Annotated in this window: 18 protein-coding genes; 10 read left to right on the top strand and 8 right to left on the bottom strand. The window is 62.6% G+C overall.

Features of this window, described 5'->3' with window-relative positions:
* Positions 1 to 245: 245 nt before the first annotated feature.
* Entirely contained in the window at positions 246 to 830 is a 585-nt protein-coding gene (locus ACTU46_RS00155) for a PadR family transcriptional regulator (RefSeq protein ID WP_443377899.1), read from the bottom strand.
* Between the two features lie 293 nt (positions 831 to 1,123).
* On the opposite strand from ACTU46_RS00155, the gene ACTU46_RS00150 reads away from it, so the two are divergent.
* From ACTU46_RS00150 to ACTU46_RS00140, 3 genes are read left to right on the top strand one after another with little or no spacing between them, the layout of a single operon-like run.
* Positions 1,124 to 2,251, top strand: coding sequence for an aromatic ring-hydroxylating dioxygenase subunit alpha (locus ACTU46_RS00150; protein WP_443377898.1), 1,128 nt, complete (start codon positions 1,124 to 1,126; stop codon positions 2,249 to 2,251).
* A gap of 2 nt (positions 2,252 to 2,253) precedes the next feature.
* Positions 2,254 to 3,252 (top strand): PDR/VanB family oxidoreductase, encoded by a 999-nt coding sequence (locus ACTU46_RS00145; protein ID WP_443377897.1) that lies wholly within the window; start codon positions 2,254 to 2,256, stop codon positions 3,250 to 3,252.
* An 11-nt stretch (positions 3,253 to 3,263) separates the two neighbouring features.
* Positions 3,264 to 4,640 (top strand): MFS transporter, encoded by a 1,377-nt coding sequence (locus ACTU46_RS00140; RefSeq protein ID WP_443377896.1) that lies wholly within the window; start codon positions 3,264 to 3,266, stop codon positions 4,638 to 4,640.
* 155 nt (positions 4,641 to 4,795) lie between these two features.
* On the opposite strand, the gene ACTU46_RS00135 is transcribed toward ACTU46_RS00140, so the two are convergent.
* Together ACTU46_RS00135 and ACTU46_RS00130 are read right to left on the bottom strand one after the other, a co-directional pair.
* Entirely contained in the window at positions 4,796 to 5,446 is a 651-nt protein-coding gene (locus ACTU46_RS00135; RefSeq protein ID WP_443377895.1) for a CoA transferase subunit B, read from the bottom strand.
* Positions 5,446 to 6,189: a CoA transferase subunit A gene (locus ACTU46_RS00130; RefSeq protein ID WP_443377894.1), complete on the bottom strand. Its 744-nt coding sequence runs from the start codon at positions 6,187 to 6,189 to the stop codon at positions 5,446 to 5,448. Before ACTU46_RS00130 ends, ACTU46_RS00135 begins: the two co-directional genes overlap by 1 nt.
* 118 nt (positions 6,190 to 6,307) lie before the next feature.
* Here ACTU46_RS00130 and ACTU46_RS00125 point away from each other — a divergent pair, with 118 nt between their 5' ends.
* From ACTU46_RS00125 to ACTU46_RS00100, 6 genes are all read left to right on the top strand, one after another.
* Complete coding sequence (locus ACTU46_RS00125) at positions 6,308 to 7,084, top strand: IclR family transcriptional regulator domain-containing protein (protein ID WP_443377893.1); 777 nt, start codon at positions 6,308 to 6,310, stop codon at positions 7,082 to 7,084.
* 26 nt (positions 7,085 to 7,110) lie between these two features.
* Positions 7,111 to 8,349 carry an acetyl-CoA C-acetyltransferase gene (locus tag ACTU46_RS00120; RefSeq protein ID WP_443377892.1) on the top strand — a complete coding sequence of 413 codons (1,239 nt, stop codon included), beginning with the start codon at positions 7,111 to 7,113 and terminating at the stop codon, positions 8,347 to 8,349.
* A gap of 6 nt (positions 8,350 to 8,355) precedes the next feature.
* A complete protein-coding gene (gene pcaD / locus ACTU46_RS00115; RefSeq protein WP_443377891.1) occupies positions 8,356 to 9,114 on the top strand; it encodes a 3-oxoadipate enol-lactonase in 759 nt (252 codons plus the stop codon).
* Positions 9,115 to 9,158: 44 nt separating this feature from the next.
* Positions 9,159 to 10,469: a benzoate/H(+) symporter BenE family transporter gene (locus ACTU46_RS00110; RefSeq protein WP_443377890.1), complete on the top strand. Its 1,311-nt coding sequence runs from the start codon at positions 9,159 to 9,161 to the stop codon at positions 10,467 to 10,469.
* Between the two features lie 93 nt (positions 10,470 to 10,562).
* Positions 10,563 to 12,794, top strand: a complete 2,232-nt coding sequence (locus tag ACTU46_RS00105; RefSeq protein WP_443377889.1) for a LuxR C-terminal-related transcriptional regulator — start codon at positions 10,563 to 10,565, stop codon at positions 12,792 to 12,794.
* 296 nt (positions 12,795 to 13,090) lie between these two features.
* Entirely contained in the window at positions 13,091 to 16,684 is a 3,594-nt protein-coding gene (locus tag ACTU46_RS00100) for an AAA family ATPase (RefSeq protein ID WP_443377888.1), read from the top strand.
* Positions 16,685 to 16,775: 91 nt separating this feature from the next.
* Here ACTU46_RS00100 and ACTU46_RS00095 read toward each other — a convergent pair whose 3' ends face one another.
* The 5 genes from ACTU46_RS00095 to pcaH form a co-directional block, all read right to left on the bottom strand.
* Positions 16,776 to 17,969 carry a 4-hydroxybenzoate 3-monooxygenase gene (locus ACTU46_RS00095; RefSeq protein WP_443377887.1) on the bottom strand — a complete coding sequence of 398 codons (1,194 nt, stop codon included), beginning with the start codon at positions 17,967 to 17,969 and terminating at the stop codon, positions 16,776 to 16,778.
* Between the two features lie 69 nt (positions 17,970 to 18,038).
* Positions 18,039 to 18,434, bottom strand: coding sequence for a 4-carboxymuconolactone decarboxylase (pcaC, locus tag ACTU46_RS00090; protein ID WP_443377886.1), 396 nt, complete (start codon positions 18,432 to 18,434; stop codon positions 18,039 to 18,041).
* 22 nt (positions 18,435 to 18,456) lie between these two features.
* On the bottom strand, positions 18,457 to 19,590 hold the full coding sequence (locus ACTU46_RS00085) for a lyase family protein (RefSeq protein ID WP_443377885.1): 1,134 nt from the start codon (positions 19,588 to 19,590) through the stop codon (positions 18,457 to 18,459).
* 11 nt (positions 19,591 to 19,601) lie between these two features.
* A complete protein-coding gene (gene pcaG / locus ACTU46_RS00080) occupies positions 19,602 to 20,222 on the bottom strand; it encodes a protocatechuate 3,4-dioxygenase subunit alpha (protein ID WP_443377884.1) in 621 nt (206 codons plus the stop codon).
* A gap of 60 nt (positions 20,223 to 20,282) precedes the next feature.
* Complete coding sequence (gene pcaH, locus ACTU46_RS00075) at positions 20,283 to 20,975, bottom strand: protocatechuate 3,4-dioxygenase subunit beta (RefSeq protein WP_443377883.1); 693 nt, start codon at positions 20,973 to 20,975, stop codon at positions 20,283 to 20,285.
* Between the two features lie 485 nt (positions 20,976 to 21,460).
* Between pcaH and ACTU46_RS00070 the strand changes: the two genes are divergently transcribed.
* Positions 21,461 to 22,789, top strand: coding sequence for an MFS transporter (locus ACTU46_RS00070; RefSeq protein ID WP_443377882.1), 1,329 nt, complete (start codon positions 21,461 to 21,463; stop codon positions 22,787 to 22,789).
* Positions 22,790 to 22,805 lie beyond the last annotated feature (16 nt).

The raw sequence follows: 22,805 nt of genomic DNA, 5'->3' as shown, positions 1-22,805 counted from the left end.
GGGACTGTCCTCCCACTCTAATCAAATCCCCGAGCTCGGGCGAGAATGACACTTCTCCGCCGTGGCTGAGCTGGCAATTCACTTTTCGAGGGTGGAGCAGAGAGGGGATCTCAGTTCCACTGGGGAAACCTGCCGGGGCAGATTTTCATTCCCTCCCGAGCCCGGGCGTTGGCCTCGGGGTCGGCAGAAGCGGCCGGGAACTGTCCGGGCGCCTGAGTATTCAGTGCCATCAGCTCACCAGTAGCTCACCAGTCGAGGTTCTCCAGGAGCTTGATTCCCTCCTGGGCCCAGGCGATTTCGGTGTTTGCCCGCGCAATGTGCCCCCGGTAGGCGAAGACCTTGAAGGCCACGATCCGGTCATGTTCGGCGGGCTCGGAGTTCTCCAGGCGGCGGGAGAGTGTCTGATGCGTGCGAGACTCCAACTCCTCGATCATTAACTCGGACCGGGTCCGGAGTTGTTCGAAGTGGACCTGGTGATTCTTCAGGAAGCGACGAGCCGATTCGGGGGTGCCCCATTCCAGATATGCCGCCCTCAAGCGGGCGGGATCACGCTCCGAAGGGTAGCTGACCGGCTCCTGCTGCCGCTCCGCCAGTGAGGCCCGACCGGTGGTGTTGAGACTGTATTCCGTTTTGGTCGCCCCCTTGGACCCCCAGGGCACCTCGGCGGTGTCGAGCAGGCCTTCCCTCTCCATTTTCCGCAGCTCAGGATAGATCTGGGAGTCCGATGCCTGCCACACAAATCCGACGGAGGAGGCGAATCTTCGGGAAAGGTCGTAGCCGGTCATCGGGCCGGAGGCCAGCAGTGAGAGCAGTGCAGTTCTTAGGGTCACAGTTCAGATCATGGCATGAGGGCCCCGGCTTTCGCGAGAACCCTCTCCCCCTTCGCCACCACACTGCCCGCCATGGATTGACACACGCCACTGACGCCATTAAGTTATGCCCCAAGTCACAATCTAACTAAGTGTTTAGTCATTTGGTTAGTTGATTTAATCCAGGAAGAACATCCCACCCCACCCTGACCTCCCGCTTCTGAGCCACCACCGATCCAGCCGCTGACCCAGCCCCAATTCAGCCCAGGACCAGTTCTCAACCAGCCGGAAGTTTGTCTGAAACGAGGAATCCCATGACATCCGCAGCCCCGAAGCTCACCACCACCGCCAAGATCCTGCCGCACCCCCTGAACGCCTGGTACGTCGCCGCCTGGGACCATGAGGTCAGCAACAAGGAGATCTTCTCGCGCACCGTCGCGAACAAACCGCTGGCGCTCTACCGCACCCAGGATGGGCGCGCTGTCGCACTGGCCGATGCCTGCTGGCACCGCCTGGCCCCACTGTCCAAGGGAAAGCTGGTCGGACGGGACGGCATCCAGTGTCCCTATCACGGGTTGCAGTACAACTCCGCCGGCCGCTGCATGTCCATGCCCGCCCAGGAGACACTCAACCCCTCAGCGGCAGTGCCCTCCTACCCGATCGTCGAGCAGAACCGCTACATCTGGGTCTGGCTGGGAGATCCCACCCTGGCAGATCCGACCCTGGTGCCAGACATGCACCAGATGGACCATCCAGACTGGACCGGCGACGGCAAAACCATCGCCGCTGCCGCCAACTACCAGCTAGTCCTGGACAACCTGATGGATCTGACGCATGAGGAGTTCGTCCACGCCTCCACCATCGGCCAGGATGAACTCAGCGAGTCTGAGTTCGTGGTCACCCACACCGAGGATTCCGTCACGGTCTCCCGCTGGATGCACGAGATCGAGGCCCCGCCGTTCTGGCAGAAGAACATGAACGATAAGTTCCCCGGCTTCGAGGGCAAGGTCGACCGCTGGCAGATCATCCACTACTACTACCCCTCCACCATCTGCATCGATGTCGGCGTGGCCAAGGCCGGCACCGGCGCCATGGAAGGCGACCGCAGCCAGGGAGTCAACGGTTATGTCATGAACTCGATCACCCCGGACACCGACCGTTCCTCGCACTACTTCTGGTCCTTCCAGCGCAACTACCGCCTGGACAGCCAACTGATCACCACGCAGCTGCGTGAGGGGGTCCACGGCGTGTTCGGCGAGGACGAGGAGATGCTCACCGCACAGCAGGATGCGATCGACGCCAACCCTGACCACGAGTTCTACAACCTCAACATCGATGCCGGCGGCCTGTGGGTCCGCCGCATCCTGGAAGCGGCACTGGACCGCGAGGGCCGCCTCAACATCGACACCACCTTCCCCGCCACGAAGACCGGGCGAGGCTAATCATGTCTGAATCCACCATTGCCTGGAACCAGGCCACCGTCCTGTCCTCTGAGCTGATTGCTGAGCACATCCGCCGCATCGAACTCGCGCCCGCTACCCCGGTCAAGGTCCACCCCGGCCAGCACGTGAAGGTGCACCTCCCGCTGGCGAAGGGAATGGAGTCCCGCTCCTACTCGATCATCGACACCAATGAGGACTTCTCGCGGATCGCCCTGAGTGTGCTGCACACCCGGGATTCCCGCGGGGGTTCCGAGTACATGCACACGCTGCGCCCCGGCCATGAGATCACCCTCTCCCGCCCGATCCAGAACTTCCCGCTGCGGGTCGGCGCCCCTTCCTATGTCCTGCTCGCCGGTGGCATCGGGATCACCGCCATCTCAGCCATGGCCGACCTGCTGCAACGCCTCGGCGCTGATTACCGCCTGATCTACGCGGCCCGCTCCCCGGAAGCCATGGCCTATGCGGACGAGCTCAAGGCACGGCACGGCGAGCGGCTGGAGCTGCACCTCGATTCCGAAGGCACCTCCCTCGACGTCGCCACGCTCATTGATTCCCTCGGAACGGACACCGAGCTGTACATGTGCGGCCCGATCCGGCTGATGGATGCGGTGCGCCGAACCTGGTATGCCAGTGATCTCGACCCCACCAACCTGCGCTTCGAGACCTTCGGCAACAGCGGCTGGTTCCGTGCCGAGACCTTCACCGTCGAGGTACCCCAGCTTGGTATCCGCACCCTGGTGGGGAAAAATGAATCCCTGTTGGAGGCACTGCAGCGCGCCGGTGCCCCCATGATGTATGACTGTCGCAAGGGAGAATGCGGTCTCTGTGAGATCGAGATCCTCGACAGCACCGGTCACACCATGGACCATCGTGATGTCTTCCTCTCCGACCGGCAGAAGGCCCAGAACACCAAGATCTGTGCCTGCGTCTCCCGGGCTGTCCCCGGCCCCAGCAGTAACGGCTCCGCCTCCCCCACCTCCCTCTCCGTGTCACTCAACTAAGGAACACACGCATGGATCTTCGTAAAACCATTGACGCCTCCCGGATGTCGAGCTACCAGTGGTTCATTGTCGGCCTCGCCGTCCTGCTCAACGCCCTCGACGGCTATGACGTCCTGGCCATGGCCTTCACCGCCAATGCCGTCTCCGCCGAGTTCGGTCTCAACGGTGGCCAACTCGGTCTCCTGCTCAGCTCCGGCCTGGTGGGCATGGCTGCCGGTTCCCTCATCCTCGGCCCGTTGGCCGATAAGTTCGGCCGCCGTAATCTGCTCCTATTCTCATTGCTGCTCAATATTGCGGGACTGTTTCTTTCCTCGGTGGCAGGCTCCGCCCTGGAACTCGCCCTCTGGCGTATTCTCACCGGCCTAGGCATCGGCGGCATTCTCGCCTGCGTCACCGTGGTGACCAGTGAGTTCTCCAATGGCCGCAACCGTGGCATGGCGATCAGCATCTACACCGCCGGCTACGGTCTCGGAGCCACCCTGGGAGGCCTCGGTGCCGCTGAGTTGATCCCGACCTTCGGCTGGCGTTCGGTCTTCCTGGTTGGGGCCCTCGTCACCGTCCTCGCCACGGCCATGGTCGCCGTTTTCCTGCCGGAATCCGTGGACTTCCTCTACTCCCGACGTTCTCCTGGTGCGGAGTCCAAGCTCAATAAGATCGCCGCCCGCATCGGGCATCCCGGAAACTACCGCATCGATCTCGACTCCCCCGCCGATGCCACCACCCAGTCGGGCGGGAAGCAGCGCAGCGGCCTCAGCCAGCTGCTCGCTCCTGGCGTCCTGGCCAGCTCCCTGCGCCTCTGGGCGGCCTTCTTCATCGTGATGTTCGGCTTCTACTTCGCCAACTCCTGGACCCCGAAGCTCCTGGTCGAATCCGGTATGACCGCCGAGCAGGGCATCATCGGCGGCCTCGCACTGACCCTCGGAGGCACCTTCGGTTCGCTACTCTACGGTGCCCTGACCACCAGGTGGAATGCCCGCCGCACCCTGATGGTGTTCATGGTGGCCTCCGGCGTTCTGCTGGTGCTGTTCATCATGAGCACCTCGCTGCCACTGCTGGCCTTCTCCAGTGGAGTTGTGGTCGGCATGCTGATCAACGGTTGTGTCGCCGGCATGTACACCATCACTCCGCAGGTCTACGCCCCGGGGATCCGCACCACCGGCGTCGGTTTCGCAATCGGTGTCGGCCGTATCGGTGCCATCATGGCCCCGATGCTCGTCGGCTTCCTCCTCGACAGCGGCTGGAGCCCGACCCAGCTCTACATCTGCGTCGCTGTGATCGTCATCGCCGGTGCCACCAGCCTCATCGGGCTGCGGACCCACGCGCAATCCCAGGCTGCCACCGCCGGACTCACGGCAACGGAGCCAGCCAAGGCAGGTGCCGCGCACTAGCCTCACGCAACCAGCGGCCGCTTATCGACGGGCCCGGGATACCCCGGCGCGGGAGACTGCCGGGCCTGAGCGTCGATAAGCTGCCAAAAAAGGAAAGGGTGCCCCGGGGATAATCCCCCGGGGCACCCTTTCGCGGTTGAACGCAGCAGGTTGTACTACTCCTGCACACCCTCGCCGAGCTTGAAGTCGGCTTCGGTGATCTCGCGCAGTTCTGCAACGGTGACACCCTCAGCACACTCGATCAGGGTCAGTCCCTCGATCGGGTCGACGTCGAAGACCGCGTGGGTGGTGACGATCATGTTCACGCACTTGGCGCCGGTCAGCGGCAGGCGGCAGGCCTCGAGGATCTTCGGGGCGCCCTTCTTGGTGACATGGTCAGTCATGGCGATGATCGTGGAGGCACCGTGGACCAGGTCCATCGCGCCGCCCATCCCCTTGACCAGCTTGCCCGGGATCATCCAGTTGGCGAGATCGCCGTACTGGGAGACCTCCATGACACCGAGGACGGCGACGTCCACGGACTTGGAGCGGATCATGGCGAAGGAATCAGAGGAGCTGAAGTAGGAGGCACCGGGGTTGACCGTGATGGTCTCCTTGCCGGCGTTGATCAGCTCGGGGTCGAGCTCATCCTCGGTGGGGTACGGCCCGACGCCGAGGACGCCGTTCTCGGAGTGCAGGATGACCTCAAGACCCTCGGGCAGGTAGCCCGGGATCAGGGTCGGCATGCCGATGCCGAGGTTAACGTACTGTCCGTCTTCCAGTTCCTGCGCGACGCGCGCAGCCATCTGGTTGTGGTCCCAAGTCATTAGTTAGACACCGTCCTATTTTCGATACCGGTTTCCTGCGGGCCGACGTGAACCACGCGGTTAACGTAGATGCCGGGCAGGTGAATCTCATCGGGATCCAGCACATCCACCAGGTGTTCGACCTGGACAATGGTGATCTTGCCACTCATGGCGGCATCCGGGTTGAAGTTGCGGGCGGTCTTGTAGAAGACCAGGTTTCCGAAGCGGTCCGCCTTGTGGGCGTGAACCAGGGCGAAGTCGGCGCGGATGCCTTCCTCGAGGACGTAAAGCTCACCGTTGAACTCGCGGGTCTCCTTGGGCTTGGAGACGATCGCGACGGAGCCGTCCGTGTTGTAGCGCTGCGGCAGGCCACCTTCGGCAACCTGGGTGCCCACACCGGCGGTGGTGTAGAAGCCCGGGATACCGGCACCACCGGCGCGCATGCGCTCGGCGAGGGTGCCCTGCGGGGTGAACTCCACGGTCAACTCGCCCTCGAGGTAACGACGGGCATACTCCTTGTTGGAGCCGATATAGGAGCCGATGGTCTTGGTGATGCGACCATCCTCCAGCAGCAGTCCGAGGCCCTGGCCATCGGTACCGCAGTTGTTGGAGATGATCGTCAGATCACCGGCTCCTTGAGCGCGTAGGGCGTTGATGAGCAGAGTCGGAATACCAACGAGACCGAAACCACCGACGGCGATTGACGCGCCATCGTGGATATCGGCCACCGCCGAATCTATTGAGGAAAACGTCTTGTCAATCATGGCGCTCACTGTACACTCATGTTCACGGGATGCACAAGGGTTCGCATTGTGAACATTTAGAGCGATCCAAAGCGTATCCTTGGGTTCACCCGAATTTCAGACCTGAAAGGAGCGTCCATTGACGACGCCTGAATCCCCCCGGGTCCAGTCACTGATCAGAGGATTGTCCGTCATCCGGACCTTCGATGCGGAACGTCCCCGGCAGACACTGGCACAGGTGGCGGAAGCCACCGGACTGGCCAGGGCCACCGCTCGCCGCTTCCTGCACACCCTGGTGGGAATCGGCTACGCAGGGACCGACGGCACCGAGTTCTGGCTCACCCCGAAAGTATTGGAACTCGGCTACAGCTACATGTCGGGACTTGGACTTCCGGCCATCGCCCAGCCCCGATTAGAGGAGCTCTCCCGCACCCTGGGAGAGTCCTCCTCCATGTCGGTGCTCGACGGCGATGACGTGGTCTACGTCAACCGGGTTCCGGTCCGCAGGATCATGACGGTGTCCATCACCATCGGCACCAGATTCCCCGCCTATTCCACCTCAATGGGCCGTATCCTGCTCGCGGGACTGCCCGAAGATGAACTCTCCGAGTACTTCTCCCGGGCTGAGCTCATCCCGCTGACTCCCTCAGCAATGCACGATGAGCAGGAGTTGCGGGCAGAGCTGACCAAGGTCCGCACCCAGGGCTGGTGCATCGTGGACCAGGAGCTGGAGCCGGGACTGCGCTCGCTCGCCGCCCCGATTTACTCCCCCGACGGCCAGATCGTGGCCGCGGTGAACATCTCCACCCAGTCGGCGGTGCACAATCTCGATGAACTGCACCGTCGTTTCCTGCCCGCCATCACTGATTCCGCCCGGCAGATCTCCTCGGATCTGGCCGCCACGGAACTGTTCTAACCAAGTCTAAGGAAGGTACTACCGCAATGAGCACTGAAAAGAATGACAACGACATCGTCCTGGTTTCCCCGCTGCGCACCCCCGTCGGCGGCTACGGCGGCGCACTGACGCAGATCCCGGTCCAGGAGCTGGCCACCATCGTGGTCAAGGCCCTCGTCGAGCGCACCGGCATCAAGCCGGAGGATGTCGATGACCTGATTCTCGGACAGGCTTCCCCGAACGGTGCCGCCCCGGCGCTGGGCCGGGTCGTCGCCCTGGATTCCGGCCTGGGCGAGTCCGTGCCGGGCATGCAGCTGGATCGTCGTTGTGGTTCCGGCCTGCAGGCCGTGGCCACTGCCGCCGCGCACATCGCCGCAGGTGCTGCGGATCTGATCATCGCCGGTGGCGCCGAGTCCATGTCACGGGTCGAGTACACCGTCGACGCCGATGTCCGCTGGGGTGTCAAGGGCGGCAACATGGTCTTCCGTGACCGACTCGCCGAGGCCCGCGAGACCGCCGGTGGCAAGAACCACCCGATCCCCGGCGGCATGATCGAGACCGCCGAGAATCTCCGTGAGAAGTACTCCATCCCCCGCGAGGAGCAGGACGCGATGGCGGCCACCTCCCATGCCCGGGCTATCGCCGCCCAGGAAAACGGCATCTTCGACGCCGAGATCGTACCGGTGACCGTGCCCGGTCGTCGTCGCAAGGATCCGGCTGTCACCATCGACAAGGACGAGCACCCGCGTAAGGATTCCACCCTGGAGAAGCTGGCCTCGCTGCGCCCGATCATGGGCCGCCAGGACGAGAACGCCACCGTCACCGCCGGAAACGCCTCCGGCCAGAATGACGGTGCCGCCGTCATGATCGTGACCACCCGTGCCAAGGCTGCTGAGTTGGGCCTGACCCCGGCCGTGACCCTGCGCGGCTGGGCCGTCGCCGGTGTCGCCCCGGAGACCATGGGTATCGGCCCGGTCCCGGCCACCGCCAAGCTACTCAAGCGCCTGGGCCTGACCCTGGACGACATGGACCTGATCGAGCTCAACGAGGCTTTCGCCGCCCAGGCACTGTCCGTGCTCAACGAGTGGGGCATCGACAAGGAAGATCCGCGCCTGAACCCGCTGGGATCCGGCATCTCCCTGGGCCACCCGGTCGGCGCCACCGGCGCCCGCATGCTGGTGACCGCTTCCCACCAGATGGCGCGCACCGACGCCAACCGCGCCCTGGTGACCATGTGCATCGGCGGTGGCCAGGGCCTGGCCGCCGTCATCGAGAAGGAGAACTAGTACAACATGACCATCCTGAATCACGTTTCCTACGGCACCAACGACAAATCCACCGTCGTGCTGCTCGGTTCCATCGGCTCGACCACCGACATGTGGCTACCGCAGCTCGACGCGCTCTCCCATGAGCACCGCGTCATCGCACTGGATCACCGCGGTCATGGCGGCTCCCCGGTCATCCCGGGCCCGGCCACCATCGACGACCTGGCCAATGATGTCCTCAAGACCCTCGATTCCCTGGGTATCGAGTCCTTCAAGGTCGCCGGCCTCTCCCTCGGTGGCGCAGTCGCCCAGTACCTGGCAGCCACCAGCGGGCGCGTTACTCAGGCGGTCTTCCTGTGTACCTCCCCGAAGTTCGGTGAGCCGGCCGGTTGGTTCGAGCGCGCCGCCGCCGCCCGTACCGCCGGTGTCGATTCCCTGGCCGATGCCATCGTGGGCCGCTGGTTCTCCCCCGGATTCCTCGCGGAGAAGCCCGCCACCTCCCAGCACTACCGCCAGATGATCGCCGCCACCGACAACGAAGGTTACGCCTCCTGCTGCGATGCCCTCGCCGGTTGGAACTTCACTCAGCGGCTCGCCGAGATCACCGTACCGGTGCTCACCATCGCGGGCGCCGATGATCCCTCCACCCCGCCCGAAGTGCTCCAGGGCATCGCCGACGGTGTCGCCAACGGCCACGCCGAGGTCCTTTCCCCGGCCGCCCACGTGCCCACCGTCGAGCAACCGACCGCAGTCAACGAACTGCTGCTCAAGCACTTCGCTGGCTAAACACCCGTCTCCCTGCTGTGCACCGTGATCGTGGAGGTCTCAAGATGACCAAGGAAAGAACCTCGGGGGTAGGCGCACTCATGGCCATTGAGCGCCCCGAGCTAGCCCGTCCGACGCTGCGTGAGATCGCCCGGGATCTGGGCCCGCAGGAGATCGGCAATGGACTTGTTGCCCTGATCTTCTCGGCCTCAGGTCCGATCGCGGTGATTCTGCAGGCTGCGGCCGCCGGAAATCTCGACAGCCAGCAGACCTCGTCCTGGATCTTCGGGGCCTTCCTGGGCAATGGTCTACTGACCCTGCTGTTGACCTATCTCTACCGTTCACCGCAGGCGTACTTCTGGACAATCCCGGGCACCGTGATCGTCGGTGATGCTCTGACCCATCTTTCCTTCGGGGAGGTGATCGGTGCGTACATGGCCACCGCGGTGTTGATCTTCCTCTTGGGTTGGACCGGCCTGATCGGCAAGATCATGGCGGCCCTGCCACCGACGATCGTCATGGCGATGGTGGCCGGCATCTTCCTCCGCTTCGGTCTGGATCTGGTCGGCTCCGCCACCGATGATCCCCTGATCTCGATCCCGATGATCCTCGTCTTCGTCGCGCTGAGTGCGCTACCGGCGGTGGCGAAGATGGCTCCGCCGGTGGCGGTGGCCGCGCTCGTCGGCACCGTCGTAGCGATCGCCGCTGGTCAGCTGGCCCCGGGCATCCTGGACAACGGGATCTTCGCCCAGCCATTGATCACCACCCCGGAGTTCTCCTTCGCCGCGATGGCCGAACTGGTGGTCCCACTGGCGATCACCGTGGTCATCGTCCAGAACGGCCAGGGCACGACGGTACTCAGTGCCGCCGGACACCGCCAGGGGGCGAACCTCTCGGCAGCAGTCTCCGGTATCGCCTCGGTTCCGATGGGACTGTTGGGTACCACCTCAACCTGTCTGACCGGCCCGACCAATGCCCTGATCGTGGCTGGCTCAAACAAGGAGCGCCACTACACCGCCGCCATGGTCACCGGCTTCGGTGCAGTGCTGGTGGGACTCGTCTCCCCGGCCTTCGTCGGCTTCATGTTGGCGATGCCGGCCTCCTTCATTGCGGCGCTGGCCGGTATCGCGATGCTCACCCCCTTGAAGAACGCCTTCCTCGCCGGCTTCAAGGGACCCTTCTCCACCGGTGCGCTGGTGTGCTTCCTGGTCACCGTCTCGGAACTGACCATCTGGAATATCACCGCACCCTTCTGGGGGCTGGTCTTCGGCGGCATCATCGCCTTCCTGCTGGATCGTGCACCGAAGGCGGCGAAGTCTGATCGCGGGGAATCCGTGAAACCAGTGGAACAACTGGCGGAAAAGCCCGCTAACTAATACGACAGTATTACTGCAGTTCCACCGAGACCGGCCCTGCCTCCCGCCACGGGAAGCAGGGCCGGTCTCGGTTTTCCCGGTAGCCTTGACACCATGTTCACCACCGGTCTCTTACCTCGGCGGCTGCTGCTCCTGCGCCGTATCCTCGCTGAACTCAGAGAGTCCGAGAATGGCCGCTTCCTGCTGGTCACCGGCCCCTCAGGAGTCAACAAAGGACACTTCCTCCGGGAACTCGCCGCCGAGCTGCCCGCCTATGTACTGACGGCCACCCGTGCCCTCCCAGGCACCAGCGCACTAGCGAGCCTGCCGGGGGAGATCCAGGCAGATGCCATTCTTCTCATCGATGATATCCACCTGGCTGAGCCAGCCGATCTCAACCGCATTCTGGCACGGGTGCACCAGACCGACGGTCCCCGACTGATTCTGCTCGGCAGCGCCCCGATCCGCCTGGACTCCGCCACCGATGTCCTCTCCCTGCCGCCACTCTCGGTCCCGGAGACCGCGGAACTGGCCCGCCAGATCGTCGGGGTCTGCGACGCCGACACCGCCCACCGCATCCACGACGTCACCGGTGGCTTACCCCAGCTGATCCGGGAGCTTCTCGACGCCGCGGAACTGACCCACTGGTCCCGCCCCGCCCCCACCATCCCGCTGCCGAACTACTGGCGCGACCGGGATCTCCGCGATGATGTTCTCCGTCTAATTGCCCTCCCACCGGAGGGTCTGGACAGCAGCCTGCTCGACGCCGCGGAGTTAATCCGCGCCGATGAATTCGTCGCCGCCGGGGTCCTGGAGCATGTCCATGGCCGACTCCGCTTCCGCCGCCCCCAGCACCGCAGCGTCACCCGGGCGGACACCCCACCAGGCTTGGAGGCGAACCTGCGGGAACGACTCGGGTTGCCGGTCGCGGCGTCGAGAAGCAGCGCCCTGGAGCGGGCGGAATCCTTCGCCGAGGCCGCCGACCTCGGCTCCGCCCGCCTGGAATTGGAGAGCAGCGCCGAAGAAGTCTCCGAACTACGCGGCTACCTGGCCGCTTATGCCGGGCACCGCCAACTCGCGGGACGCGAATTCGCACACGCCCCCTTCTCCCCCACCCTGGCGGATCGCCAGATCTTCCACCAACTGGCCAACTGGGATATGCGTGGCATCCGGGCCTGGACCGCACGCTCCGCAGACCGGGATATCTTCGAGGGATTCCTGGCGGCGGTGGACCATGGCACCCAGCCCCGAAAACTGCATTATGAGGACCCACGCCAGCAGCAGAAGGCCGACCTGATCGCGGGCTGGGTCTCCCTGGTCTTCGATGATGCCGTCCGTGCCCGGGAGCTGCTCTCCCGGCGCGTGCGCGGTGACTCCGATCTGGTGGGGCTCTGGCAGGCTGGTTTCCTGGCCCGAACCCACTACGTGCTCGGCGAATGGTCCCGGGCCGCCGCCGTGGTCGAGCGCGGTCTCGCACTCAGTGAAGCCTGCGAGACACCACTGCTCAACCCGCTGCTGCTGTGGACTGGGGCCCAGATCGCCGCGATGAGCGGACACCTGGAGCTCTCCCGCCACTACCTGTCCCGGATGCAGACCTCCGAGGACTCCTTCCTCATCCAACGCCTGCCCGCGGCGATGGGAAGGATGATCATCACCTCCACCTCCGCTGAACTCGGCGATGCGCTGCGTGCCGGAAAGAACCTGCGTGACATCGTCCGGCAGCAGGACACCCAGCAGCCCGGATTCTGGCCCTGGGAGGATATCTACGCCAACTCCCTGGTCGCGGCCGGGCATGTGGATGCCGCCGATGAGGTCATCACGGGAGCGGAGGCCCGCTACCGCGACAGCGGCATCGTCTCCCTGCACGCGAAGAACCTTGTGCCCCGGGCCAGCATCCAGATCCAGCGCGGCATGACCCGCGCCGGGGTATCCAGTCTGGAGGATGCGGTGGATTCGATCTCCGGCATGAACCTGCCCGCCTATGAGGCCCGCATCCTCTTCGAGTTCGGTTCCGTGCTACGCCGGATCGGTCGGCGTTCCCGGGCGGAGGAGTTCTTCGCCCGCGCTGAAGAAGTGTTCATCATGATGGGTGCCACCACGATGGTGCACCGTTGTGAGGTGGAGCGTCGCGCCGGGGGAATGGGCGGACGTCGCCCCAACCGATTGGGGTTGACCCCGCAGGAGGAACAGATCGCGGTTCTCGTGGCCGAGGGGGCCACCAACCGTGGGGCCGCCCAGGAATTATCCCTGTCAACCAAGACGGTGGAATACCACCTGACCCGGGTGTACAAGAAGCTGGGGCTCGCCTCCCGCGCGGAGCTGCCGCAGGCGTTGCTGCGGCGGTGAGGGGGTGCTCCATCAGGAAGAATTCCAGGTGATGGTATTCGATTTTCATCCCACTGAATTTTTGTGGCAAGCTCAATATTAAGCTGAGAACAATTCTCAGTATCTACTCGATGAACTGTGCTGATAGCATTCACCATTCAATTTTTGTCCGGGATCTTTACGCCCGGAAAAGTCGCTCACCTTTCGAACAGCACCCTCTCTGGATCCACCCGCGTCCTGTCGCAATGATTAAATCGCATATAACAAATACTCAGCTTTCATGAATTGTTCATGATTCCATGCGATAGGAAACATTAATGGGAATCCACATAACCGAGGAATTCAAGCATGCACTTGAGGCACTCGAATCCAGGAAGAATGTCCTGCTAACAGGGCGGGCCGGAACCGGTAAGTCAACGTTGTTGCGGATGTTCATCGAGCGCAATACACATCGAAACCTGCTCATCACCGCTCCAACAGGTGTAGCCGCTTTGAATATCGGAGGCACGACCATACACAAGACCTTCGGATTCCGACCCGGACTTTACCCAGACGACCTGCAACCTGGTGGCAGCTACTTCCCCAGTGCACGGGTCACTGCTGTATTGGAGGCCGTCGATGTCCTCGTCGTCGATGAGATCTCCATGGTCCGTGCGGACCTCTTCGACATGATGGATATTGCCCTTCGCAGAATTCGAACCAGCGATACTCCCTTTGGCGGCGTGCAACTTGTACTCGTCGGCGATCTACTGCAGTTGCCGCCAGTTCTTCCCGATTATGAGCGCGATATGTTCCTGAAGTTCTGGGATACCCCATACTTCTTCTCTGCAAAGTGCTATCAGGAGCTGCAGCTAACACAGGTCGAACTTCGACAGGTCTGGCGCCAAACCGATCCGGAATTCGTTGAGGTACTCAACCAAGTCAGGGAAGGATCTGTGAGCGAGGAAGTGTTGGAACTTCTGAACCACAGAGTCGACCCTGATTTTGTTCCCGACGAAGAGTGGGTGACCCTGACCAGCCGTCGCAGCACTGTGGAACAGATAAATCAGGAACGGCTGTCCTCATTGGCAGGTGAAAAATTCCGCTCCGTAGCGGAAACCCAGGGCCAAGTGGAAGTCAAGGACTTCCCCGGAAACGTGTCTCTGGACTATGCACGCGGTGCCCGCGTAATGACGGTTGTCAATGACTCGAGTGGTGATTTCGTCAACGGTAGCTTCGGAGTCATCACTGATGCCACTGAGAAGGAAATTTCCATCGCTCTCGATGACGGCAAGCTGGTAGTGGTCGAAAAACACCTCTGGGAAAGTAAGCGCCCCTCATTGGAAGGCGGGCGGCTGTCCAGCGAGGTTGTCGGTACCATCAGACAGTTCCCAATCATTCTGGCGTGGGCGATCACCATCCATAAGAGCCAGGGCAAGACAATTCCAAAGTGTTTCATCAACCTCAAGGGCGGGACCACCACAGAAGGACAGTTCTATGTGGCACTTTCACGTGCTGTCGATTTGGAGAACCTACGGTTCAATCAACAGGTTCTGGCGAAGAACATCAATGCGGATGGAAGTCTGGTGCGGATGATTCAACGAGAGTCATCGGCCGAGGCCGACACCTCCCGGATGGTCTTCATGTCCTTCGACGGCGTCGACTTTTCAGTGTCAAAACACATCGCGAGAGTCCATGTGGTGATCATCGAGGGTGATCGAAAGGTCGCCGACTTCGGCACATGGATCAACCCGATGAGCGATCTGGGAACATTCGGAGAACAACACGCTATTCCGAACGCTGGACTCGCTCTGGCCCCCTCACTTGGAGAATTCTGGCCGCTATTGTTGCGCCAGGCCGCGGGCGGGCTCGTCATCGCCGACAAATTGGCGATGTTTGAGCGGGCCGTTCGTCACCAGGAGAAGGGCATGGAGATTGGTCTCGGGATCGGCTATGACATTTCCGATCTCGAGTACACACCACGAGGAGACGGCGTTGTCGCACGGGTATATGACATGGCGGACGCTTATCTTCGGGGCGATTTCACCCCGCACCGGGGAGTGACGGTACCCAACGCCAGTTTAGACACCGAAGGTTCGGTGTACATCCCTGATTGGGCTCCAAAGGAATCCCTGATGCTCGACCCAGCCCGAGCCACTGACTCTGATATCGCCTGGGCGTCGCTGTCCGGTGCGGCACGGCGGGCAGATTCCAGAGCAGAGGTCGTCGAAGCGCTTGAGATCATGTCTGACTGGGCCATTTCCCGCGGCGGGTGGGGGCCCGGTCAACACCAGGAACTGTTGAAGCGAGCTAGCCGGACCATTGAAGGTGAAGTGGATCTTCCAGATCCCCAGATGTTGACCGTTGATCCGGCTCAGTTGTTTACGCCCGGAACAAGGGTCGCATTCACCGGCCAAATCTCCCTCAACGGTCAGGTGCTGCGAAAAGACGATGAGCTGGCGCCTATCTGCACTGATCTGGGTCTCGAGTACAAGAAGTCCATGTCCAAATCAAAGTGTGATCTTCTGGTTGCGGGCGATGTTGCGAGCATGTCCCGGAAGGCTCAGGCAGCACGTGAATACGGCAAACCGGTGGTGTCGGCCGCCGACTTTGAGTCCTGGTATAACAACCCACAGCCTGCGGTGCCTTCCACCGGGAGCCTCGCTGAGGTGCCACTACCGGACACCTATGACAGCACTGCTGCTCCATCCGAGATTGTTCCGGCTGTTGTTGAGGACTCCACCGCGCCAACCGTGATCAACGGGCCGAGTTCTCGGGCCCCTGTGGAAATACTGGAAGCGGGTTGCCGGGTCGCCTTCAGAGGATCTGTCTACATTGAGGGTCAGCGCTATGCTCACGGTGAACAGCTCCAACAGCTGTGCCGCAATCTTGGACTCGAGTACAAGCAGGCCGTGACCCGTACCCGATGCGATGTCTTGATCTCTGATGATCCCGAGGCCATGGACGGAAAGGCAAAACTGGCGGCTTCTTACGGCAAACCAGTTGTCCTGATGGATGAGTTTCAGCGCTGGGCGCTTCCGCGATTGTCGGAACAGAGTGAGTCCACCGAGATCTCTGCACCTTCTGAGCTCGAGGAATTCCCCATTTCCTCGCCTCAGAATGCACCACTGGACGTTAAGGAAGTCTCCTCCCAAGTCACCGGACACGATCATGACAATAAGGTGATTGCTCCCGAAGTCGTGGAATCACCTGAATTTGTGGATCCTGCACCTCAACCTGTGGATGCTGCGCCCCCGACCTCGGAGCCCACACTCAACATCATGGAGAAACTGTTCCGAGGACGGACCTTCAATGAATTCAATCGGCCGGATGATGCTTTTGCACTGATCGCCGGCGAAACCGCGTGGTTGTGTCGATCACGGGCCGAACTCATTGAGCGTCTGGGGGCTGTCGCCGCACCGGAGCATATCGAGCAGCAGCCTCAGCCAGCTTATGGCCGCCGATTCGGATTTTCGATGATGGCTGCGTTCCTCGTGTTCTGGATCGGTGCTTTCATCGGAGCAGCTGGAGCTGATGCAATTGGGATTACCCTGGTGCTCGCTTCATTCGCGATTCTGTTCTTCGGTTTCTACAGTGCCATCAAATGGTTCCTCACCAGGCGAAAGCGGAGCATAGATCAATCCCGGAAAGCGCCGCTCCCCTTGGAGCGGTCCCTGGGCGGACCGCTGGAACGGGAGCTTCCGGTGCTCATATACGAGCTGCATGCGCTGTCGGCAGTCCAGCGCAGCGCAGCCATGGAGCTCAGCGGGCTACACGGCTGGTTGCATGCGCAGGGGAGACCGCTGTCTCCCCAAGAATGGCGGGATCTGACCGATTCAACGCTTGAGTCCATCTCAACCTATGAGTCTTCAGGCGATTCAACTCTGGTCGAGCAGGCAGCTCGTCGAATCGACCAAAAGGTGAATCGGTGATTGCCCAAGTAAGACCAGATCTTCCGTAGCCCTGAGGCCACCGATAGTTGACTTCGCAGCCCCACCACCGCGGCGTCGATAAGCAGTGAGACTAGACCTCGAACTTCGGCAGGTCTTTACCCACGTACTGCTCGGCCAGGTAACGCTGACCGGCCTCGGACTCCAGCACGGAGCGCAGTTCCGCGAAACGACGCTGCGTGGCGAAGTGATCCTCACCCGGGACGGCGTGGAGCATGGAGGACATCCAGTAGGAGAAGTGCTGGGCCTTCCAGATTCGCGGCACCGCCAGCGAGGTGTAGTCATCAAGTAGTCCGGTGTCCTTGCGCTTGAGCGCCCGGACCAGGCCCGGTGCCAGCACCGCGGCATCGGCGACCGCCAGGTTCAGGCCCTTGGCACCGGTCGGTGGGACGGTGTGGGCGGCATCGCCGGCCAGGAAGAGACGTCCCTGTTGCATGGGCTCGGTCACTGCGGAACGGAAGCGCAGCACCGCCTTATCAAAGATCTTGCCCTCGGTGACCTTGACTTCCTCGGAGTCCGCCCGCAGGTGCAGCTGCTCCCAGATCCGCTCATCAGACCACATATCCACGGTGTCATCCGGGTCGCACTGCAGGTAGTAGCGCTGGATCGTCTCGCTGCGGGTGGAGATCAGGGCGAAGCCCTCCGGGTGAGTGGCGTAGATCAGTTCCTTCTGGGTCTTCGGGGCCTCGACCAGGATGCCGAACCAGGCGTAGGGGTATTCATGGCGGGCACGGATTCCAGCGCCGGTGCCCTCGGTGATGATCTTGCGGTAGGGCGAGGATGAACCATCGGCGGCAATGACATAGTCCGCGCTGAGAGTCTCAGCCGCACCGCCTTCGGTGGTGTAGGTGAGGGTCGGCTTGTCCCCCAGGTGGCCCTTGACATCATCAACGGTGGTGGAGAAGAGGATGGTGCCGCCATCCTCGAGGCGCTTGGCGATGAAGTCCTTGAGGTACTCGTGCTGCGGCCAGATCGCGACGTGATGACCAGTCAGCTCAGTCAGCGGGATGCGGGTGGGCTGGCCGTTGATGCTGATATCGATGCCTTCATCGATATCCGCCTCGCGGTCCATCCGCTCCCCCACCCCGGTATCCCGCATGAGGTTGAGGGTGCCCTGTTCCAGGATGCCGGCGCGGACGGTCTCCTCCACCTGCTGGCGGGTCCGGGATTCAAAGACGATGGATTCCACACCATGCTGGTGCAGCAGATGGGACAGGGTCAGACCCGCAGGTCCGGCTCCGATGATGGCGACAGGCACGTGATTCACAGCGATTCTCCTATTGGATCAATACGTTTGAAGGCTGGCTTGAATTGATACAGGTATGTCAGAAAAGATCTAGGACTGCTCCGCCACGGCGGCGTCAAGCAATTTGAAGCCATGGTTGGAGTTCGGGACTCCGGCGTAGATCGCGGTGTGCAACAGCACCTCGGCGATGGTGTCCTGGTCTACCCCGGCGCGCAGCGCGGCCCGGATGTGCATGTCCAGCTCACCGTCATTACCCACGGCGGTCAGGATCGCGATGGTTAGCAGGCGACGCTGTGTGTGATCGAGAGCCTCTCGGTTCCAGACATCGCCCCAGGCGGTGCGGGTGATGAAGTCCTGGAAGATCTCGGTGGTCGGGGTCTGCTTTGCGACGGCCGCGTCCACGTGCGTGTCACCGAGCACGGCCCGGCGGTTGCGCATTCCGGTCTCGAAGGAAGCCTCGCGGCCCTCCTGGTACTTGTCACTCATGTGTCTTCTTCCTTCCAATTCTTCAGGGCTGGGTATTTTCCAGCACGGTGTCCACCAGGTCTCCGGCATGGCCGGCGGACTGGTTTCCGGTGGCGGAGTGCGCCAGATTCTGTGCCATTGCCGCGACATCCACGGTGATGCCATCCAGGCTGGCGTGCAGTCGGGCGGCGGCCGAGGCGGTGGTGGCGGCCAACTCCCGGATGGTGGGCCATTCCGCATGCCAGCTGCCCACCCCTCGCTGATGTCGGGAATCCATGGCATCGAGCATGGTGGCGGCCAGCGCCGGGGCACGCCGGGCGTAGCCGTCGCAGGCCACTGCGGCAGCTGGGTTGGCCTTGTGCGGCATGGCTGAGGATCCACCTGGGGTGGCTTCCCGGAGCTCAGAGATCTCCGAGGCCGAGAGCCAGACGATGTCGCCGGCGATCTTACGGATCGCCCCTGCCGTGGCAGCCAGTGCAGTGGCCACCCGGACCAGCGGATAACGGTTGGTGTGCCAGACGATCGGCGTGGCCTTCAGCCCCAGCAGCTCAGCCAGTTCATCATGGATGAGCAGCCCGTGGGGATGGGTGGCGGCCAGAGTTCCGGTGGCACCACCGTATTGGACCGGAAGGTCCGAAAGTGTGTGCGCCAACTCAGCGCTGGTAGCTTGCAGACCTTCCAACCAGCCTGCGGCCACCGCACCGAAGGTGGTGGGGGTGGCCTGTTGTCCGAGTGTCCGGCCGATCATCGGGGTATCTCGGTGGTCCTGGCACAGCTGTGCCAGAAGCGTCCGGATGTTTGCCAGCAGCTCCAGCAGCGGCCCGCCGGCGCTCTTGAGGCAGAGGACCAGGGCGGTGTCGATGGCGTCCTGGCTGGTGGCACCGGGATGGATACCTACCGGATCAATGGCCTTGAGTGCCGTGGCGATCGGGATCGCCGGGTTGGCGCCGGCGGCGGAGGCTGCTGAAATCTCGGCGATATCCAGCTCAAAGCTGTCGATGGTGGCGTGCGCGGTTTCAACCTCGGCGCTCGCCAACACTCCGGCGGCACCGGCGGCCGTCGCCAAGTTCTTTTCAAAGACCAGGATCTGGCGCAGGAAGGCCTCATCGGAGAGGTGGCGGTGTGCGCTGGTGTCGCCGCCGGCGAGGTCAGCATAATCGGATCTGCTCAGGAACATCCCGGACCGCCCTAGAAACCGAAGAAAGGGGTCTCGAGATTCGGATCCTCATGCTGGACAGTGATGTCCAGGTGGTAGCCCTTCTCAGTCGGCTGCGCAATGAGCAGCGGACGACGGGACTCCGGCACCGCATTGAGCACCGGATCGGAAGAGTTGTCCTGATCCGGGAAATAGAGGCGGGTGTAGAGACGCTCCAACATACCGCGAGCGAAGACACCGACCTTCACATGCGGAGCCTCCTCCTCATCATGCGCACCGGGGCGAAGGGTGGTGAAGGTGACGCTTCCGGTTGCGTCGACCATGCCACGGCCCAGGCCACGGAAGCCTTCGACGGTGGCGGCGGCACGCGGATCCAGCGGGGAGTTGAACACGCCTTCGCTGTTGGCCTGCCAGAGCTCGATCATGGCATCCCCGACCGGGTCACCATTGCCGTCGGTGACCGAGAAGCTGACCTCGATGGCTCCCCCGGTACCGGGCTCGACCAGCAACTCGGAGTCCTTGAGGGTGAGGCCGATATGGACATAGGGGCCGACGGTCTGGGAAGGGGTGAGGCCGAACTCGGCCTCGCTCTGGTCCTTGATGGTGGACACGTCCCAGCGTTGCTCGTTATGCGGATCGCTGTCAATGGTCATGGGGATTCTCCTGGGCTGGTTCTACGAAAGTGGATGGGATGCTGGGATGAGGGAAAGGACTCACTCGAAGGCGGTGGCATTGCGGCCACGCAGCACGATGTCGAACTTGTAGCCCACCGCGAAGTTCTCGCGGGTCTCGTCATAGTCGAAGGTGGCGATCATCCGCTCCCTGGCACCGGCGGGCACGGAGTTGTAGATCGGGTCCTGGAAGAACATCGGGTCGCCCGGGAAATACATTTGGGTGACCAGACGCTCAGTGAACTGACGGCCGAAGAGCGAGAAGTGGATATGCGCCGGACGCCACGCATTGCGGTGGTTCCCCCAGGGGTACATACCCGGCATAACGGTGTAGAAGCTGTAGTTGCCGTCCTTGTCCGTCAGGGTGCGGGCGACACCGTTGAAGTGCGGATCCAGTGGGGCCGGCCAGGAGTCGTTCTTGTGGCGGTAACGGCCGGCGGAGTTGGCTTGCCAGGCCTCAACCAGGGTCTCTGGGACGGGCTTGCCGTCGAAACCGAGGACCCGGCCGTGAACGAAGATTCGCTGGCCCACGGCCTCGCCGCCGTTGGCCAGGGTCATGTCATTGTCAACGCCGCCGAAGTCCCGCTCGCCGAAGACCGGGCCGGTGAGCTCACCCATCCGCTCGGGAACCATGATCAAGTCATTGTTCGGGTTGCGCTTGAGGGTGGTTTTGTACCGGGGGAAGATCAGCGGTGCATATGCACCCTCGGTGGGGCTGGTGAGCGGAAGTGACATTTTCCATGCCTTTCGGTTCCGTGATGAGAGGAGGTATTGCGACCAATCTAGGAGCTGAATCACAGTTTCCCAAGGGGTTCACCCAGCGAACGGGCATTTTCCCGGGCCACGTCCCTGACCTGCACTAATCTCGAAAGAATTCCAACCCAGGGTGTACTTAGGGGTGTATCTCAGGGTTCCAGGCGGGGGTGGTGCCGGACACGACGCCGAGCGCACCCCGGGAGGGCCCTATGCTGCACCGCCAACCCCTTCCAAGCAGCCACTAAATGCTTAGTTATTCACTGAATTGATCGTGAATATATTTCCCCATATTGTTTGCCCACCCGCCCAGATGCGCTAGTTTCCATAGACAGCTCGGTACAACTACCGGGCCGTTGAATATGCCTCCTGTTCTTTGTCCCTCCCCGGAGCCCCGGATCCGAGGGACCGAGTGCAGCTGCCATATCCACACTCAACTTCGTCCACCCCTCACGGAAAGGCGACCTGTGGACATCCGACAGCGCATCAATACCTCACCCATGACCCGCTACCAGTGGCTCATCATCGCCATTGCGGCCTTCCTCAATGCCCTCGACGGCTACGACCTGGTCGCCATGGCCTTCACCTCCAATGCCGTCAGTGCCGACTTCGGCATCTCAGGCACGCAGCTCGGCTGGCTACTCAGCTCCGCCCTGATCGGCGTGGGCGTGGGTTCACTGATCCTGGCCCCGTTGGCCGATCGCTGGGGCCGCAAGAAGCTCCTGCTGATCGCCACCGCCATTGACCTGGTGGGGCTGCTGCTTTCCGCCGGGGCAGATTCCTACACCGAGCTGATGATCTTCCGCTTCTTCACCGGAATCGGCGTGGGCGGCGTGCTCGCCTGCGTGACCGTGATCGTCAGCGAGTATTCCAACAGCCGCTTCCGCGGCCTGGCGATGAGCATCTATTCCGCCGGCTACGGCCTCGGTGCCTCACTCTGCGGACTGGTCGCGAGCAACTTCATCCCCAGCCACGGCTGGCAGTCCGTCTTCCTCGTCGGCGCCGGCCTGACCTTGGTGGCCATGATCCTGACCGTGCTCTTCCTGCCGGAATCCACCGACTATCTACGCACCCGACGCGCCCCGGGCGACGCCGAGCGAGTTCAGGCGATTGCCCTCCGCATCGGCCACGGCAGCGATGTCACCCTGGGACGGCCCCCGCGGACCGAGGGTGAGACCCGCATCCGCGACCTGCTGAGCAAGCGCTATATCGCCATCACCCTGCGCTTGTGGATCGCCTTCTGCCTGATCAACTTCGGCTTCAACTTCGCCAACTCCTGGACCCCGAGGCTGCTGACCGAGTCCGGCATGACCGCCGAGCAAGGCATCATCGGCGGCATCATGCTCTCTTTCGGTGGCGCCGTCGGCTCGCTCATCTACGGTGCGTTGACCACCAAGCTGGATGCCCGCCGCACCCTGATCTCCTTCTCCCTGCTCTCCGCGGTGGTCTTGGTCGTGTTCATCACCTCGACCTCCGTCCCGGCTCTCGCCTTTGCCGCCGGTGTGGGTGTGGGCATGCTTCTCAACGGTTGCATCACCGGCATGTACACCATCACTCCGCAGAGCTACTCCCCCACGCTGCGCACCACCGGTGTGGGTGTGGCCCTGGCGGCTGGCCGCATCGGCGCGGTCGCTGGCCCGGTCATCGTCGGCTACCTCTTCGACGGCGGCTGGACCCCCACTGCCCTCTACTTCGGTGCCGCAGTAGTGGTGTCACTGACTGCCTTCGTCCTGGTGGGCATGCGCCCCGCCACCGAGCAGGTCTCAGAGGTTGTCCCGGAAAAGGTCAATGCTTAACCTCCGCAGCTTTTCC

Origin of the sequence: Corynebacterium sp. A21 (genome assembly GCF_052266655.1) — a bacterium.
Classification (GTDB): domain Bacteria; phylum Actinomycetota; class Actinomycetes; order Mycobacteriales; family Mycobacteriaceae; genus Corynebacterium.
Note: the sequence above shows the minus strand (reverse complement) of the source record. Positions and strands in the feature narration are given on the sequence as shown.